This is a genomic window from Rahnella inusitata (genome assembly GCF_018288855.1).
GTDB lineage: Bacteria > Pseudomonadota > Gammaproteobacteria > Enterobacterales > Enterobacteriaceae > Rahnella > Rahnella inusitata.
The window spans coordinates 1,136,432-1,151,421 of the sequence record NZ_CP065024.1; the positions used below are offsets into that span (position 1 = coordinate 1,136,432).

Annotated in this window: 15 protein-coding genes; 13 read left to right on the top strand and 2 right to left on the bottom strand. The window is 55.3% G+C overall.

Annotation, left to right across the window (positions count from 1 at the left end):
- Positions 1-60: 60 nt before the first annotated feature.
- Positions 61-732, top strand: a complete 672-nt coding sequence (queE, locus tag I2123_RS05325) for a 7-carboxy-7-deazaguanine synthase QueE (RefSeq protein WP_213052469.1) — start codon at positions 61-63, stop codon at positions 730-732.
- Positions 733-763: 31 nt separating this feature from the next.
- On the opposite strand, the gene queD is transcribed toward queE, so the two are convergent.
- Complete coding sequence (gene queD / locus I2123_RS05330; RefSeq protein ID WP_112164692.1) at positions 764-1,123, bottom strand: 6-carboxytetrahydropterin synthase QueD; 360 nt, start codon at positions 1,121-1,123, stop codon at positions 764-766.
- Between the two features lie 168 nt (positions 1,124-1,291).
- Here queD and I2123_RS05335 point away from each other — a divergent pair, with 168 nt between their 5' ends.
- From I2123_RS05335 to I2123_RS05350, 4 genes are all read left to right on the top strand, one after another.
- Positions 1,292-2,281, top strand: coding sequence for a hypothetical protein (locus tag I2123_RS05335; protein ID WP_112164693.1), 990 nt, complete (start codon positions 1,292-1,294; stop codon positions 2,279-2,281).
- 343 nt (positions 2,282-2,624) lie between these two features.
- A complete protein-coding gene (cysJ, locus tag I2123_RS05340) occupies positions 2,625-4,427 on the top strand; it encodes an NADPH-dependent assimilatory sulfite reductase flavoprotein subunit (RefSeq protein ID WP_213051945.1) in 1,803 nt (600 codons plus the stop codon).
- 27 nt (positions 4,428-4,454) lie between these two features.
- Positions 4,455-6,191 (top strand): assimilatory sulfite reductase (NADPH) hemoprotein subunit, encoded by a 1,737-nt coding sequence (gene cysI, locus I2123_RS05345; protein WP_112164716.1) that lies wholly within the window; start codon positions 4,455-4,457, stop codon positions 6,189-6,191.
- A 24-nt stretch (positions 6,192-6,215) separates the two neighbouring features.
- Positions 6,216-6,947 carry a phosphoadenylyl-sulfate reductase gene (locus tag I2123_RS05350; RefSeq protein ID WP_112164695.1) on the top strand — a complete coding sequence of 244 codons (732 nt, stop codon included), beginning with the start codon at positions 6,216-6,218 and terminating at the stop codon, positions 6,945-6,947.
- Between the two features lie 76 nt (positions 6,948-7,023).
- On the opposite strand, the gene I2123_RS05355 is transcribed toward I2123_RS05350, so the two are convergent.
- Complete coding sequence (locus I2123_RS05355) at positions 7,024-8,061, bottom strand: aminopeptidase (protein WP_213051946.1); 1,038 nt, start codon at positions 8,059-8,061, stop codon at positions 7,024-7,026.
- Positions 8,062-8,388: 327 nt separating this feature from the next.
- On the opposite strand from I2123_RS05355, the gene cysG reads away from it, so the two are divergent.
- From cysG to ispF, 8 genes are all read left to right on the top strand, one after another.
- Positions 8,389-9,813, top strand: a complete 1,425-nt coding sequence (gene cysG / locus I2123_RS05360; protein ID WP_112164697.1) for a siroheme synthase CysG — start codon at positions 8,389-8,391, stop codon at positions 9,811-9,813.
- A gap of 10 nt (positions 9,814-9,823) precedes the next feature.
- Complete coding sequence (cysD, locus tag I2123_RS05365) at positions 9,824-10,732, top strand: sulfate adenylyltransferase subunit CysD (protein WP_112164698.1); 909 nt, start codon at positions 9,824-9,826, stop codon at positions 10,730-10,732.
- 13 nt (positions 10,733-10,745) lie between these two features.
- Positions 10,746-12,173, top strand: coding sequence for a sulfate adenylyltransferase subunit CysN (gene cysN / locus I2123_RS05370; protein WP_112164699.1), 1,428 nt, complete (start codon positions 10,746-10,748; stop codon positions 12,171-12,173).
- Between the two features lies 1 nt (position 12,174).
- The gene (gene cysC, locus I2123_RS05375; protein ID WP_112164700.1) at positions 12,175-12,798 is read left to right on the top strand and encodes an adenylyl-sulfate kinase; all 624 of its coding nucleotides are present in this window, start codon (positions 12,175-12,177) and stop codon (positions 12,796-12,798) included.
- A gap of 58 nt (positions 12,799-12,856) precedes the next feature.
- Entirely contained in the window at positions 12,857-13,237 is a 381-nt protein-coding gene (locus tag I2123_RS05380; protein ID WP_213051947.1) for a DUF3561 family protein, read from the top strand.
- A gap of 215 nt (positions 13,238-13,452) precedes the next feature.
- On the top strand, positions 13,453-13,773 hold the full coding sequence (gene ftsB / locus I2123_RS05385; RefSeq protein WP_112164702.1) for a cell division protein FtsB: 321 nt from the start codon (positions 13,453-13,455) through the stop codon (positions 13,771-13,773).
- A 2-nt stretch (positions 13,774-13,775) separates the two neighbouring features.
- Positions 13,776-14,495: a 2-C-methyl-D-erythritol 4-phosphate cytidylyltransferase gene (ispD, locus tag I2123_RS05390; RefSeq protein WP_213051948.1), complete on the top strand. Its 720-nt coding sequence runs from the start codon at positions 13,776-13,778 to the stop codon at positions 14,493-14,495.
- On the top strand, positions 14,495-14,968 hold the full coding sequence (ispF, locus tag I2123_RS05395; RefSeq protein ID WP_101078465.1) for a 2-C-methyl-D-erythritol 2,4-cyclodiphosphate synthase: 474 nt from the start codon (positions 14,495-14,497) through the stop codon (positions 14,966-14,968). The genes ispD and ispF overlap by 1 nt, the downstream gene beginning before the upstream one ends.
- Positions 14,969-14,990: the final 22 nt, after the last annotated feature.

Here is a 14,990-nt window from a genome sequence, read left to right on the forward strand (position 1 = left end):
GCGCAGCGCCTGCGATCTGCGATAATGCGCGCTGACTTTTTAGAGATGACTGAGAAAACGATGCAGTACCCGATTAATGAGATGTTCGAAACCCTGCAAGGGGAAGGTTATTTTACCGGCGTGCCAGCGATTTTTGTACGCTTGCAAGGTTGTCCGGTAGGGTGCAGCTGGTGCGACACCAAACACACCTGGGATAAAATTGCCGATCGGGAAGTCGATATGCAGCGCATTCTGGTCAAAACCGAAGAAAGTGATGCCTGGGGCAACGCGACTTCCGAACAGTTGCTCGACATCATTGCGCAGCAGGGTTACACCGCGCGCCATATCGTGATAACCGGCGGTGAGCCGTGTATTTACGATCTGATGCCGCTGACCATGCTGCTGGAAAAAAACGGGTTCAGCTGCCAGATTGAGACCAGCGGAACGCATGAAGTGCGCTGCTCGGTGAATACCTGGGTAACCGTGTCGCCAAAAGTAAATATGCGCGGTGGCTACGACATTTTGCCGCAGGCGCTGAAACGTGCTGATGAAGTGAAACATCCGGTCGCGCGTCAGCGTGATATCGACGCACTGGATGCTTTGCTGGAAACGCTGACCGACAGCAAAGCGCGCATTATCGCCCTGCAACCGATCAGTCAAAAAGAAGAAGCCACCAAACTTTGCATTGCGACCTGCATTGCAAGGAACTGGCGGCTTTCAATGCAGACACACAAATATCTGAACATTGCCTGACGGGCAATATTGTTACCCGCGGTAAATATTGTTAGCCGCGGTAGATGCAACCCGCTGTGCAGGTTTCTTTCACGCGCACGGCGGAAAGCAGAGGTAACGTCGGCTTCATCTCATTCCAGATCCACTCGGCCAGCACTTCGCTGGTCGGGTTTTCTAATCCGGGAATATCGTTCAGATTATAGTGATCGAGACGATCCAACGTCGGATTGAACGCAGCTTTCAGATCGGCGAAATCCATCACCCAGCCGGTATGCGGATCCACTTCACCGGTGATTTCTAAACGCACGGTGAAAGAGTGGCCGTGTAACCGTCCGCATTTATGACCAGCGGGCACATGCGGTAAATGGTGGGCGGCTTCGAACTGAAAATCTTTAAATAATGTGGTGGTCATGAGGCGCTCTCGTTGCTCGAAAAAACGCGGCATAGTACCGGAATACCGGCCTGCGTGCCATGACTTCACTGCGCTTTTCTTCACCAAATCCTGACTTTTACCGCCTTTACACTGCCTGCATTGCTGGCATACAGTGAGCCGGTACAAACTAACCTGTTGAGATAGTGAATGATTACTGTGCTGCGTTGCGCCGTTCTGGCGCTGATCTTCTCCGCTGGCGCGTATGCTGAAACCGCACCGACGGCTCAGGCACCCGCGTCCGCCGTAGCGAAAACGGTTCATCCTGAGGCAAAATCGCCGGTGGCCGCGAAGGTGTCCGTGACTTTCCCGCCGGGTGCCGGTGTGATGCATATTCCGATCGCGCAGGGCAAAAAGACGCTGGATGTTTTCACCTATCAGCCCGCCGATGCTGATGACACCACGCCTGTGGTGATGGTCATGACCGGTGTCGACCGCAATGCGGCGACCTACCGTAACGACTGGATGACCGTGGCCGATCAGTATCATTTACGCGTTCTGGTGCCGCATTTCAGCGAGCAGGATTTCCCCGGCGCCGCGGGCTACAACCTTGGCAATCTGGTGGATCCTAAAACTCACCATCACCAGCCGAAATCCCAGTGGGCGTTCACCCTTGTCGATAGCATTTTTACCACGCTGCAAAAGCAGGGCGTGACCACTCAGAAACAATATTATCTGTTTGGGAACAGCGCGGGCTGCCAGTTCGTCCACCGTATGCTGACGCTGTTGCCACAGCCGAATGTGAAAGCGGCGGTGTGCGCAGCAGCAGGGTGGTGGACGTTGCCGGACACCGATCAGCGCTGGCCTTACGGTCTTCGTGAAGCGCCCGTCGCCGTCAGTCAGCAGCAGTTGAATGATTACTTTGCCAAGCCGGTGCTGATTGCCGTCGGTGCGGAAGATGATGATCCGGAAAACCATTTACTGCGTAAATCCAAGCAGGCGATGGCGCAGGGCACCAACCGTCTGGATCGCGCCGAAAGCTATTTCGCCACGTCGCAGCAGCGCGCCGAGCAGAACAACACGCCGTTTAACTGGCATTTTATCGATCTCTCGGACGTCGGTCACAGTGGCAGTAAAATGTCGGTGTTTGCTGCCGGACAATTTGCCTGGTTTGAGCAACACAACGCGTTCCATCTCTGAATTGCGTGAGTGAGAAAATTTCATTACCCCGCTGCGGCGGGGTTTTTCTTTATCTATCCGGCACTTTGCGTTCAACCGGAAAAGTGCAGGGGAAATTTTTTAGCGATTTCAGTGCGATAAAAATCTCTCCTTACCAGTTTTTCCGGTAAATCTTACCTCTAAATCCTCTTAGTTCTTTTGGTTATTTATTATTTCCATCACTTCTTTAATTGTTATCATCGGCCTCGTTAACCTTACAAACAATAAAGGTCTTTCCTGCGCGCTCGTTTAACCGCAAAGGGCGCAAAAATGCGTAAAAGGCCGGATTGATGACTGGCTTCTGCATAAGGGAATTCGTACCGCGATGACGACTCAGGCTCCTCCAATTTCACTGCTCCCGCTGACCCCCGAGCAAATGGCCCGCCTTCAATCGGCGATTGGTGATTACTCACCGACTCAGATGGCCTGGCTCTCCGGATATTTTTGGGGAATGGTTAATCAGCAACCGGGCGCTGTTGCCGCTCCGGTAGCCGCACCGGCGGCGGCTGCCATTACACTGATTTCCGCCTCGCAAACGGGCAACGCCCGCCGCGTGGCTGAGCAGCTGCGTGACGATCTCATCGCCGCGAAACTGAACGTCAATCTGGTCAACGCCGGTGACTACAAATTCAAGCAAATTGGTCAGGAAAAGCTGCTGCTGATCGTGGCCTCGACGCAGGGTGAAGGCGAGCAGGCGGAAGAAGCCGTCGCGCTGCACAAATTCCTGCAATCCAAAAAAGCGCCTCAGATGAAAGACACCGCGTTTGCAGTATTTGCGCTCGGTGATACCTCTTACGAATTCTTTTGTCAGGCCGGTAAAGACTTTGACAGTCGCCTCGGCGAACTGGGCGCAGAACGCCTGTTAGACCGCGTGGATGCGGACGTCGAATACAAAGACGTGGCGCAGGAGTGGCGTAAACGCATTGTCGAGGTGTTGAAACAGCGCGTTCCGGCCAATACTTCCGGGCAAGCCGCGCCGACGCTGGCGGGCAGTGTGAATCAGGTCGACAGCAGCCCGTACACCAAAGAATTGCCGCTGACCGCAACGCTTGCGGTGAACCAGAAAATTACCGGCCGTGATTCCGATAAAGACGTGCGTCATCTGGAAATTGATCTCGGTGATTCCGGCCTGCGTTATCAGCCGGGCGATGCGCTGGGAATATGGTTTGAAAACGATCCGCAACTGGTGCAGGAAGTGGTCGAACTGCTGTGGCTCAAGGGCGATGAAACCGTGGAGGTGAATGGCAAATCGCTCTCGCTTTGCGAAGCGTTGCAGCATCACATCGAACTGACGCAGAACACCACACCGATTATCGAGAAATACGCCGGGCTGTGCCGCGACGAGCACCTGACCGGCCTGCTGGCGGATAAAACCGCGCTACAGCAATACGCGCAGACCGTGCCGTTCGTGGATATGGTACGTCGCGCGCCGACCGAACTGGACGCGCAACAGCTGGTGGATTTACTGCGTCCGCTGACGCCGCGTCTGTACTCCATTGCCTCTTCGCAGGCCGAGACCGAATCTGAAGTGCACATCACCGTTGGCGTGGTGCGTTACGACATCGATGGCCGCCCGCGTACCGGTGGGGCATCCGGCTATCTGGCGGATCGTCTGGAAGAAGACGGCGAAGTGAAAGTCTTCATCGAACACAACGATAATTTCCGCCTGCCTTCCAACCCGGAAGCGCCGGTCATTATGATCGGCCCCGGTACCGGTATCGCGCCGTTCCGCGCCTTTATTCAGCAGCGCGATAACGACGGCGCCAGCGGCAAAAACTGGCTGTTCTTCGGCAACCCGCACTTTACCGACGATTTCCTTTATCAGGTGGAATGGCAGCGCTACGTGAAAGACGGCCTGCTGACCAATATCGATCTGGCGTGGTCACGCGACCAGGCAGAAAAAGTGTACGTACAGGACAAACTACGTGAGAAAGGCGCCGAGGTCTGGCAGTGGTTGCAGGAAGGTGCGCACGTGTATGTTTGCGGCGATGCCAACCGTATGGCGAAAGACGTAGAGCAGGCGTTACTGGAAATCATTGCCGAAAACGGCGTGATGGATCTGGAAACGGCCGACGAATATTTAAGTGAATTACGTCTGGATCGCCGTTACCAGCGTGACGTCTACTAACGAATTTGAGCAATGAGCGAAAACCTTATGAGCAATAAATTGTGGAGCGAACTGAATCCCGGCCCCGGCCCTTTGATCGTCGATGCCCCGCTGGCCGACGCTGAGCGTCTGAAAAAGGAGAGTAATTTCCTGCGCGGGACCATTACCGAAGATTTAAAAGATGGCCTGACCGGCGGATTCAACGGTGACAACTTCCTGTTGATCCGTTTCCACGGCATGTATCAGCAGGATGACCGTGACATCCGCGCCGAACGCGCCGAGCAAAAGCTCGAACCGCGCCACGCGATGATGCTGCGCTGCCGTTTGCCGGGCGGGGTGATGACGCCTGCGCAGTGGCTGGGTATCGACAAATTTGCTGATGACAGCACGATTTACGGCAGCATCCGTATTACTAACCGTCAGACATTCCAGTTCCACGGCATCCTGAAACCGAACGTAAAACCGGTGCATCAACTTCTGAACAAACTGGGTCTGGACGCTCTGGCAACCGCCAATGACGTGAACCGTAACGTCTTGTGTACGTCGAACCCGGTAGAGTCTGAGCTGCATCGCGAAGCCTACGAGTGGGCGAAGAAACTCTCCGAGCATCTGCTGCCGCGCACCCGCGCCTACGCCGAGGTGTGGCTGGATCAGGAAAAAGTCGAAACTACCGACGAAGAACCGATTCTGGGTGCCACCTATCTGCCACGCAAATTCAAAACCACCGTGGTGATCCCGCCGCAGAACGACGTGGATCTTCACGCTAACGATCTGAACTTTGTGGCGATCGCCGACAACGGCAAGCTGATCGGCTTCAACGTGCTGGTCGGCGGTGGCCTGTCTATCGCGCACGGCGACAAAGCCACTTATGCCCGCACCGCCAGCGAGCTGGGCTTTATTCCGCTGGAGAACACGCTGGCTGTGGCCGAAGCGGTAGTGACCACGCAGCGCGACTGGGGCAACCGTACCAACCGTAAAAATGCCAAAACTAAATACACGCTGGAACGCGTCGGCGTGCCGGTCTTTAAGGCCGAAGTCGAAAAGCGCGCGGGCATACAGTTTGCGGACGTTCGTCCTTATGAATTCACTGGCCGCGGCGACCGTATCGGTTGGGTAAAAGGGATCGACAACCAGTGGCATCTGACCCTGTTTATCGAAAATGGCCGTATTCTGGATTATCCGGGCAAGCCGCTGAAAACCGGTCTGGCAGAAATTGCTAAGATCCACAAAGGAGATTTCAGGCTTACTGCTAATCAGAATCTGATTGTCGCAGGCGTCGCGGAAAAAGAGAAAGACGCGATCGAAACGCTGGCGCGTAACCACGGTTTGATCGACGACGGGATCACCGAGCAGCGTAAAAACTCGATGGCCTGTGTGTCCTATCCAACCTGTCCGCTGGCGATGGCCGAAGCCGAACGTTTCCTGCCGGAGTTTGTGACCAAAGTTGAAGGGATCATGCACGGACACGGCGTGGGGGATGAGCATATCGTTCTGCGCGTGACCGGGTGCCCGAACGGCTGCGGACGTGCGCTGCTGGCCGAAATCGGTTTAGTCGGTAAAGCGATGAACCGCTATAACCTGCATCTTGGCGGCAACCGCGCCGGTACGCGTATCCCCCGCATGTACCGCGAGAACATTTCAGATACAGAGATCCTCGGCATTATCGATGAACTGGTCGGTCGCTGGGCAAAAGAGCGCGAAACGAATGAGGGCTTCGGCGACTTCGTGATCCGCGCAGGTATCATCAGGCCGGTGCTTGATCCGGCACGTGATTTTTACGATTAAGAGCGACGAGTTATCGGAGACGCTATGAGTTTACTCAGTCTGGCTGAATTGAATGAGTTACCGAAATCCGGACAGTCTATGGCGCTGGCGGAAATTAACGCCAGCCTCGAAAAGCTGTCGGCACAGGAGCGGGTGCAGTGGGCGCTGGAAAATATGCCCGGCGAATTCGCACTGTCTTCCAGTTTCGGCATTCAGGCGGCGGTCTGTCTGCATCTGGTCACTCAGCAGAAATCCGATATTCCGGTGATCCTCACCGATACCGGTTATCTCTTTCCGGAAACCTATCAGTTTATTGATACGTTAACCGAACAGCTGAATCTCAACCTGCAGGTGTTTCGCGCTGAGCAGTCACCCGCATGGCAGGAAGCGCGTTACGGCAAATTGTGGGAACAGGGCGTCGAAGGGATCGAACAGTACAATCAGATCAACAAAGTTGAGCCGATGAACCGTGCTATCCGGCAACTCGGCGTGCAGACCTGGTTCGCCGGTCTGCGACGTGAGCAATCCGGCAGCCGTGCGCATTTACCGGTGCTGGCGGTGCAGCGTGGCGTGTTTAAGATCCTGCCGATCATCGACTGGGATAACCGTCAGATCTTCCAGTATCTGAAAGACAACGGCCTGAGCTACCACCCGCTCTGGGATCAGGGCTATCTTTCCGTTGGCGATACGCACACCACTAAAAAGTGGGAAGAAGGGATGAAAGAAGAGGACACGCGCTTCTTTGGGTTGAAGCGTGAATGCGGCTTACATGAGTGATAATTCGCACCCTCCTCGATAAAAAAACGGACGCTTTTTAGCGTCCGTTTTCATTAGTGCTTTCTATAGAAGAGTGTCAGGCGTGTTTGGCGGGTTTCGCCAGCCCTTTCAGCAGGGGAAACAGCACCTTCACGCTGTCTCTGGCGCGTTTATCAATGCGGCCCGGCAATACGCTGTCGAGATATTGCAGGTTATCGAACTGGCTCTGATAACGCGCGGTGCCGAGCGGAAAGTGGCTGCTGATCGCCCGTTGCTGCACGCCGTCCTTTTTGCCCAGCGCATAATTGGTGGCTGTGACGTTCAGCAGCGGCAGATGCGCATCATCGAGCGCCTGTAGGCCGTCGCAGCAGTGCGTACCCGCATGGCTTTCAGCCGGAATGCCCAGACTGTGCGCAATATTAATGGCACGCACGCGGGTCAGCTTGGCGACCGCTGCCGAGGTATTCACGCCGCTGTTGAAATACAGTTTATCGCCGGTGATGAGAGAATCGAGATTGATCACCAGCAGGGTATTTTTCTTCTCTTCGGCGCTCATGCGTTTAATAAAATCTTCGGCCCCTTTCGCTCCGGTTTCTTCCGCACTCAGCGCGACAAAACGCAGGCTGTAATGCGTCGGGATCGCCTGCATCCGCTCCGCCAATTCCATCATCACGCCGATGCCGGAGGCGTTATCATCCACGCCCTGCAACGTCAGGCCGCCGAGATTATGGTTGGTATCGGCATCGCTTTGCGGAACGTAGGTATCAAAATGCGCCATCACGATGATCTGTTGCGGCACTTCACCGGCGCGCGCAGCAATCACCGACGTGGCGTGAATATTGTGCCAGTCCTTTTTGCCGTCGTTGCTGGTATACAGATAGCGGGTATCGAAACCGCGCAGATTGCTCTGGTAGCCGAATTTATTAAATTGCTGATTAAGGTATTCGGCGGCGATCAGCTCCGCCGGACTGCCTGCCATTCGCCCCGGAAAATAGGTGGCGATATGGCGAATTTGCTGACTGGCGATTTCGCCCATCGGAGGAAGCGGTGACGTGGCCGCCAGCGCATGAGTCAACCCGGCACAGCCCAGGCTAAAAGCCAGCAGCGTCCGCTTCATGCGTAAAAAAGAAAACATAGCCAAAAATCCTTGTCAGTAGGTCAGGGTAACCGGAGGGCAATCAAAGCAGCAGGCCGCGCAGGGCGGTCTTACAGGACCGATAGTATGCGATTGTGTGAGCCAATAGACAATTTCCCAAATCCGAAATCGCTCTTTTTGTCGCAGGTTGATAAAAGCGGAAAGGTCATGAAAAATATTCAGGCAGATGAAATTCCCGCGAGGCTGAGTCCCGTCTGGCGCTCTATATTCCATTTAGTAACTAATCATTCCTTTTCGTCATTTCAGATCAATTATTGCCTGCACGTATAGTCGGGATATTCATTCTGGTTATCAGTTAAGGCTTTTGTGGACTATCTACCAATATTTGCCGACCTCAAACAACGCCCGGTGCTGGTTGTCGGTGGTGGCGAAGTCGCTGCTCGCAAAATAGATCTTCTCCTGCGGGCGGGCGCGCAAGTTCGGATAGTCGCGCAGGCACTTTCCCCCGAGCTGGAACAACGCAAACAGGCCGCAGAAGTCAGTTGGCTGGCGCAGGCTTTTCTGCCGGAACAGCTCGACGATGTGTTTCTGGTGATTGCGGCCACCGACGACGCGGCGCTCAATGCGGAAGTCTTCGAGCAGGCCAATCAGCGCTTCGTGATGGCTAACGTGGTTGACGATCAGCCGAAATGCTCCTTTATTTTCCCCTCGATTGTCGACCGTTCGCCGATTGTGGTAGCGATCTCCTCCAGCGGTAAAGCCCCGGTGCTGGCGCGTATGTTGCGCGAGAAGCTGGAAACCTTGCTGCCCACCAGTCTCGGGCAGATGGCCGATATCGCCGGACGCTGGCGTGAAAGTGTTAAAACGCAGTTCACCTCAATGCGTGCCCGCCGCCGGTTCTGGGAACAGGCATTTGCCGGACGCTTCGCCAGCCTCGCTTCTGCGGGAAAGCTCGCAGAAGCAGAACAGGCGCTGCAACAGCAGTTAGAAAACGCGGAAGACATCTCGCATAGCGGCAATGTCACGCTGGTGGGCGCAGGGCCGGGTGATGCAGGATTACTCACCTTACGTGGATTGCAGGTTATGCAGCAGGCCGATGTAGTGCTTTATGACTATCTGGTCAGCGACGAAGTTTTAGATCTGGTACGTCGCGATGCCGATAAGATTTGCGTCGGTAAACGTGCGGGCAGCCATTCTGTTGCGCAGGAAGAAACCAACCGTCTGCTGGTCGAACTGGCCCTGCAGGGCAAAAAGGTCGTGCGGCTGAAAGGCGGCGATCCGTTTATTTTTGGTCGCGGCGGAGAAGAGTTACAGGCCGTGCAGGCCGCGGGTATTCCTTTCCAGGTTGTCCCCGGCGTCACGGCGGCGGCAGGCGCCACGGCCTATGCCGGTATTCCGCTGACTCACCGCGATCACGCGCAGAGCGTGGTGTTCGTGACCGGCCATTGTAAGCCGGAAGATAACGGAATTCAGTGGGAAACGCTGGCGAAAGGCAAGCAGACATTGGCGATTTACATGGGCACCCTCAAGGCGGCTGAAATCAGCCAGCAACTGATTGCTCATGGTCGCGCAGCGCACACTCCGGTCGCCGTGATTGGCCGGGGAACGCGTGCGGATCAGCAGGTGCTGACCGGCACGCTTGATAATCTTGAACATCTGGCTCAACAGGCGCCGACGCCGGCGTTGCTGGTGATTGGTGAGGTGGTAGCACTTCATCAGCAACTGGCGTGGTTTGGGCATCATCCTGAGACTGACGGTACTCAACGCCCGTCGGTTGTGAATTTGGCTTAAAGGATCTGTTATGGACGAAAAACGACTGACTCATTTGCGGCAACTGGAGGCGGAGAGTATCCATATCATCCGTGAAGTGGCTGCTGAATTCGCCAACCCGGTGATGATGTACTCCATCGGGAAAGATTCTTCGGTCATGCTGCATCTGGCGCGCAAAGCTTTCTTCCCCGGCACACTGCCGTTCCCGCTGCTGCACGTGGATACCGGCTGGAAATTCCGTGAAATGTACGAGTTCCGCGACCGCACGGCGAAAAATTACGGTTTCGAGCTGATTGTGCATAAGAACCCGGAAGGCGTGGCGATGGGCATTAACCCGTTCGTCCACGGCAGCGCCAAACACACCGACATCATGAAAACCGAAGGTCTGAAACAGGCGCTGAGCAAACACGGTTTTGATGCGGCCTTCGGCGGTGCGCGCCGTGACGAAGAGAAATCCCGCGCTAAAGAGCGTATTTATTCGTTCCGTGACCGCTTCCACCGCTGGGATCCGAAAAATCAGCGCCCGGAGCTGTGGCACAACTACAACGGCCAGATTAACAAAGGCGAAAGCATCCGCGTCTTCCCGCTCTCCAACTGGACCGAGCTGGATATCTGGCAGTACATCTATCTGGAAAATATCGAAATCGTTCCACTATACCTGGCCGCGCCGCGTCCGGTACTGGAGCGCGACGGCATGCTGCTGATGGTCGATGACGACCGCATTGATTTGCAGCCGGGTGAAGTTATCGAGAAGAAAATGGTGCGCTTCCGTACTTTAGGGTGCTGGCCGCTGACCGGTGCCGTTGAATCCGAAGCGCAGTCGCTGCCGGAGATCATCGAAGAGATGCTGGTCTCAACCACCAGTGAACGACAAGGCCGCGCGATCGACCGCGATCAGGCCGGTTCGATGGAAATGAAAAAGCGTCAAGGGTACTTCTGAGGAGCCGCAGCTAATGAATAACGCAATTGCACAACAAATCGCGGAGCAGGGCGGCGTCGAAGCTTACCTGCACGCCCAGCAACATAAAAGCCTGCTGCGCTTCCTGACCTGCGGCAGCGTCGATGACGGCAAAAGTACGTTGATCGGCCGCCTGCTGCATGACACGCGTCAGATCTATGAAGATCAGTTGTCTTCACTGCATAACGACAGCAAACGTCACGGCACGCAGGGCGAGAAAATCGATCTGGCATTGCTGGTGGATGGCTTACAGGCCGAGCGCGAGCAGGGCATCACCATCGACGTGGCTTACCGCTACTTTTCTACCGAGAAGCGCAAGTTCATCATCGCTGATACACCGGGGCACGAGCAGTACACCCGCAACATGGCGACCGGTGCCTCGACCTGCGATCTGGCGATCCTGCTGATCGACGCCCGTAAAGGCGTTTTGGATCAGACCCGTCGTCACAGCTTTATCGCCACACTGCTCGGGATCCGCCATCTGGTGGTTGCCGTGAATAAAATGGATCTGGTGGAGTACAGCGAAACCGTATTCGAGCAGTTTAAACAGGATTATCTGGATTTCGCGCAGCAACTGCCGACCGATCTGGACATCAAGTTTGTGCCGCTTTCTGCACTGGAAGGTGACAACGTTGCCACGCCAAGCGAGAAAATGAGTTGGTATACCGGCCCGACGCTGCTCGACGTGCTGGAAACCGTCAACATCATTAATATCCGCGAACAGCAGCCAATGCGTTTCCCGGTGCAGTACGTGAACCGTCCAAACCTCGATTTCCGCGGCTATGCCGGTACGCTGGCGTCAGGCTCGATCCGGGTCGGACAGAAAGTAAAAGTGTTGCCGTCTGGCGTGGAATCCACCGTCGCGCGTATTGTGACCTTTGACGGTGATTTGCAGGAAGCCTGGGCAGGTGAAGCCATTACGCTGGTGCTGGCGGATGAGCGCGATATCAGCCGTGGCGATACGCTGGTGGATGCGAATGAAACCGTGAAGCCGGTGCAAAACGCCAAAGTCGACGTGGTGTGGATGGCGGAGCAACCGCTGAGCGTCGGCCAGAGCTACGACATTAAAGTCGGCGGCAAGAAAGCCCGTGCGCGCGTGGAGAACATCGAATATCAGGTGGAGATTAATTCCCTGACGCAGCGCGTGGTGGAAAACCTGCCGCTTAACGGTATCGGTCTGGTCGAGCTGGCCTTTGACGAACCGCTGGTGCTGGATAACTACCAGAGCAATGCGGTCACCGGTGGCATCATCTTCATCGACCGACTGACTAACGTCACCGTCGGGGCCGGTCTGGTACGCGAAGCACTGGAGCAGGTGTATGAAGAGTCAGACAAATACAGCGCCTTTGAGCTGGAGCTGAACAGTCTGGTTCGCCGTCACTTCCCGCACTGGGGCGCACGCGACCTGCTTGGTGGCAAATAAGATGGCGTCTCAGGACTCGCAGTCAGTAAAAGATGAGAATGTCGTCTGGCATCCGCACGCCGTCACGCGTGCGGATCGCGAGAAACAACATGGTCACCTTGGTGCGGTGCTGTGGTTCACCGGGCTTTCGGGTTCGGGGAAATCCACCGTCGCCGGTGCGCTGGAGCAGGCATTGCACGCGCTGGGCGTCAGCACGTATTTGCTCGATGGTGATAACGTCCGTCACGGGCTTTGCAGCGATCTGGGTTTTACCGATGACGATCGCCGTGAAAACATCCGCCGCGTCGGCGAAGTCGCCAAACTGATGGTGGATGCCGGGCAGGTCGTGCTGACCGCGTTTATCTCACCGCACCGCGCCGAGCGCGACATGGTGCGTGAGTTGCTGCAAGAAGGGCAGTTCATCGAAGTGTTTGTGGATACCCCGCTATCGGTCTGTGAAGCGCGCGATCCGAAGGGGCTTTACAAAAAAGCGCGCGCCGGTGAACTGAAAAATTTCACCGGAATCGACTCTGAATATCAGCCGCCAGAAGCGCCGGATGTGCATCTTGAAGGGGAACAATTGGTAACACATTTGGTTCCCCAATTATTAGATGTGATGCGCCGGCGCGGTATTATCAATCCCTGAATGTTGCCGGCCAAACGCCACAGAGCGTGCCGGTTTACACTGAACACAGGGATCATCTATGCAGGCTTTACTCAGCAGACTGGTCAGCCGGATCCGCCTTGATCGCCTCAGTGCGGATCATGCCCCGGTGCGACGGTTAGCACAGACCACAGACAGTGCAGAAAACGACGATCCGTCCTACTCCTTTCAGGGTGGATCTATTGGTTTCGCCTGTTACTGGCTGGCGCTGGCAATCCCTTTTTGGGTGTACGGCTCGAATACTCTGTTTTTCCTCCTCTATACCTGGCCCTTCTTCCTGGCGCTGATGCCGGTGTCGGTACTGATCGGTATCGCTTTCAGCATGCTTTTTCGCGGGGGCTGGTTCAAAACTCCCGTCGCTACCGGCGTTTGCGTTATCGGCATGTTTTGGACCGTGTTCTCATTTCTCTCCGGCTGGTGAGGGAAACAAACGTCTGTATCGGATCCTGTGAGGATCCTTTTTTATCTCTTTTGACTGGCGATTTTTCCGGCAATTCTTTTCCACGATGTAACCCATTGTGTCATTCTCACCCACAATTGCGTGCGTAAGTCTGAATCTCAACGGCAATTATCCTGCCACAGTGGAGTCAGAAGGAAAGTTGTGGGATGATTGCCCGGCTTTTTTAGGGGGCGGGGATGGGCAAACTAACACTGCTGTTACTGATTTTACTTGGCTGGTTACAGTATTCGCTGTGGCTGGGCAAGAATGGTATTCATGATTACGTGCGTGTGAACGATGACGTTGAAGTGCAGCAGGTCAACAACGGCAAACTGAAATCACGTAACGACCAATTATTCGCTGAAATCGACGATTTAAACGGCGGTCAGGAAGCGATCGAAGAACGCGCACGCAACGAACTGGGTATGATTAAACCCGGTGAGACTTTCTATCGTCTGGTGCCAGACAATAAACGCGCTCCGGGCAGCAATCTTTCGCAAAATAATTCGAACCCATAGCCATGAGCCACACCGCAGTTTCCCTTCCAAAGGTCATTGCCGTTTTACCCGCTGCCGGAATTGGCAGCCGTATGCAGGCAGAATGTCCTAAGCAATATCTTTCTATCGGCGGTAAAACGCTGATAGAACATTCGATCCGCGCTTTGTTGCACAATCATCAGGTCACTAAAGTTATCGTGGCGCTGAGCCCGCATGACACGCAGTTCGCGTCGCTGCCAATCGCTCAGGATCCCCGCATTGAAGTGGTGACCGGTGGCGGCGAGCGCGCAGAGTCCGTGATGGCGGGTCTTGAGGCTGCCGGAGAACGTGGCTGGGTGCTGGTACATGATGCCGCGCGCCCTTGTTTGCACCCCGATGATCTGAATAATTTGCTGGCGATTTCAACGAGCAGTAAGACCGGCGGGATCCTCGCCGCGCCGGTTCGCGACACCATGAAGCGCGGAGAAACCGGGTTGCAGGCTATCGCGCACACGGTCGATCGCCAGGATCTCTGGCATGCGCTGACCCCCCAATTTTTCCCTCTCGAATTACTGAAAATCTGCCTGCGCCGTGCGCTCAATGAAGGCGCTGTGGTCACTGATGAAGCTTCTGCAATGGAATATTGTGGCTATCATCCGGTGTTGGTCCCTGCGCGGGCCGATAATATTAAAGTCACCAGGCCGGAAGATCTGGCACTGGCTGAATTCTATTTAACCCGCATATCCCACGAGGAGAACGCATAATGCGTATCGGTCACGGTTTTGATGTACATAAGTTTGGCGGCGAAGGCCCGCTGGTGATCGGCGGCGTGCGTATTCCTTATCCGCAAGGTTTGCTGGCGCACTCCGACGGTGATGTCGCGCTGCATGCGGCAACGGATGCCCTGCTTGGCGCTGCGGCGCTGGGGGATATTGGTAAATTGTTCCCTGATACCGACCCGGCTTACAAAGGTGCTGACAGCCGTGAGCTGCTGCGCGAAGCGTACCGCCGCATCCGTGCGAAAGGCTACAAGCTGGGCAATCTGGATATCACTATCATCGCGCAGGCGCCTAAAATGGCGCCGCACATTCCGCAGATGCGCGTGTTTCTGGCCGAAGATTTGCAGTGTCATATGGACGACGTTAACGTTAAAGCCACCACCACTGAACAGCTGGGTTTCACAGGCCGTGGCGAAGGTATCGCGTGCGAAGCCGTAGCCCTGCTGATTAAGGAATGATGTTGTGGAAGATTACCGCATG

Bases quoted from the DNA above. Each gene is read 5' to 3' on its own strand.
- queE (WP_213052469.1), top strand. From the start codon at position 61: ATGCAGTACCCGATTAATGAGATGTTCGAAACCCTGCAAGGGGAAGGT.
- queD (WP_112164692.1), bottom strand. From the start codon at position 1,123: ATGACCACCACATTATTTAAAGATTTTCAGTTCGAAGCCGCCCACCAT.
- I2123_RS05335 (WP_112164693.1), top strand. From the start codon at position 1,292: ATGATTACTGTGCTGCGTTGCGCCGTTCTGGCGCTGATCTTCTCCGCT.
- cysJ (WP_213051945.1), top strand. From the start codon at position 2,625: ATGACGACTCAGGCTCCTCCAATTTCACTGCTCCCGCTGACCCCCGAG.
- cysI (WP_112164716.1), top strand. From the start codon at position 4,455: ATGAGCAATAAATTGTGGAGCGAACTGAATCCCGGCCCCGGCCCTTTG.
- I2123_RS05350 (WP_112164695.1), top strand. From the start codon at position 6,216: ATGAGTTTACTCAGTCTGGCTGAATTGAATGAGTTACCGAAATCCGGA.
- I2123_RS05355 (WP_213051946.1), bottom strand. From the start codon at position 8,061: ATGTTTTCTTTTTTACGCATGAAGCGGACGCTGCTGGCTTTTAGCCTG.
- cysD (WP_112164698.1), top strand. From the start codon at position 9,824: ATGGACGAAAAACGACTGACTCATTTGCGGCAACTGGAGGCGGAGAGT.
- cysN (WP_112164699.1), top strand. From the start codon at position 10,746: ATGAATAACGCAATTGCACAACAAATCGCGGAGCAGGGCGGCGTCGAA.
- cysC (WP_112164700.1), top strand. From the start codon at position 12,175: ATGGCGTCTCAGGACTCGCAGTCAGTAAAAGATGAGAATGTCGTCTGG.
- I2123_RS05380 (WP_213051947.1), top strand. From the start codon at position 12,857: ATGCAGGCTTTACTCAGCAGACTGGTCAGCCGGATCCGCCTTGATCGC.
- ftsB (WP_112164702.1), top strand. From the start codon at position 13,453: ATGGGCAAACTAACACTGCTGTTACTGATTTTACTTGGCTGGTTACAG.
- ispD (WP_213051948.1), top strand. From the start codon at position 13,776: ATGAGCCACACCGCAGTTTCCCTTCCAAAGGTCATTGCCGTTTTACCC.
- ispF (WP_101078465.1), top strand. From the start codon at position 14,495: ATGCGTATCGGTCACGGTTTTGATGTACATAAGTTTGGCGGCGAAGGC.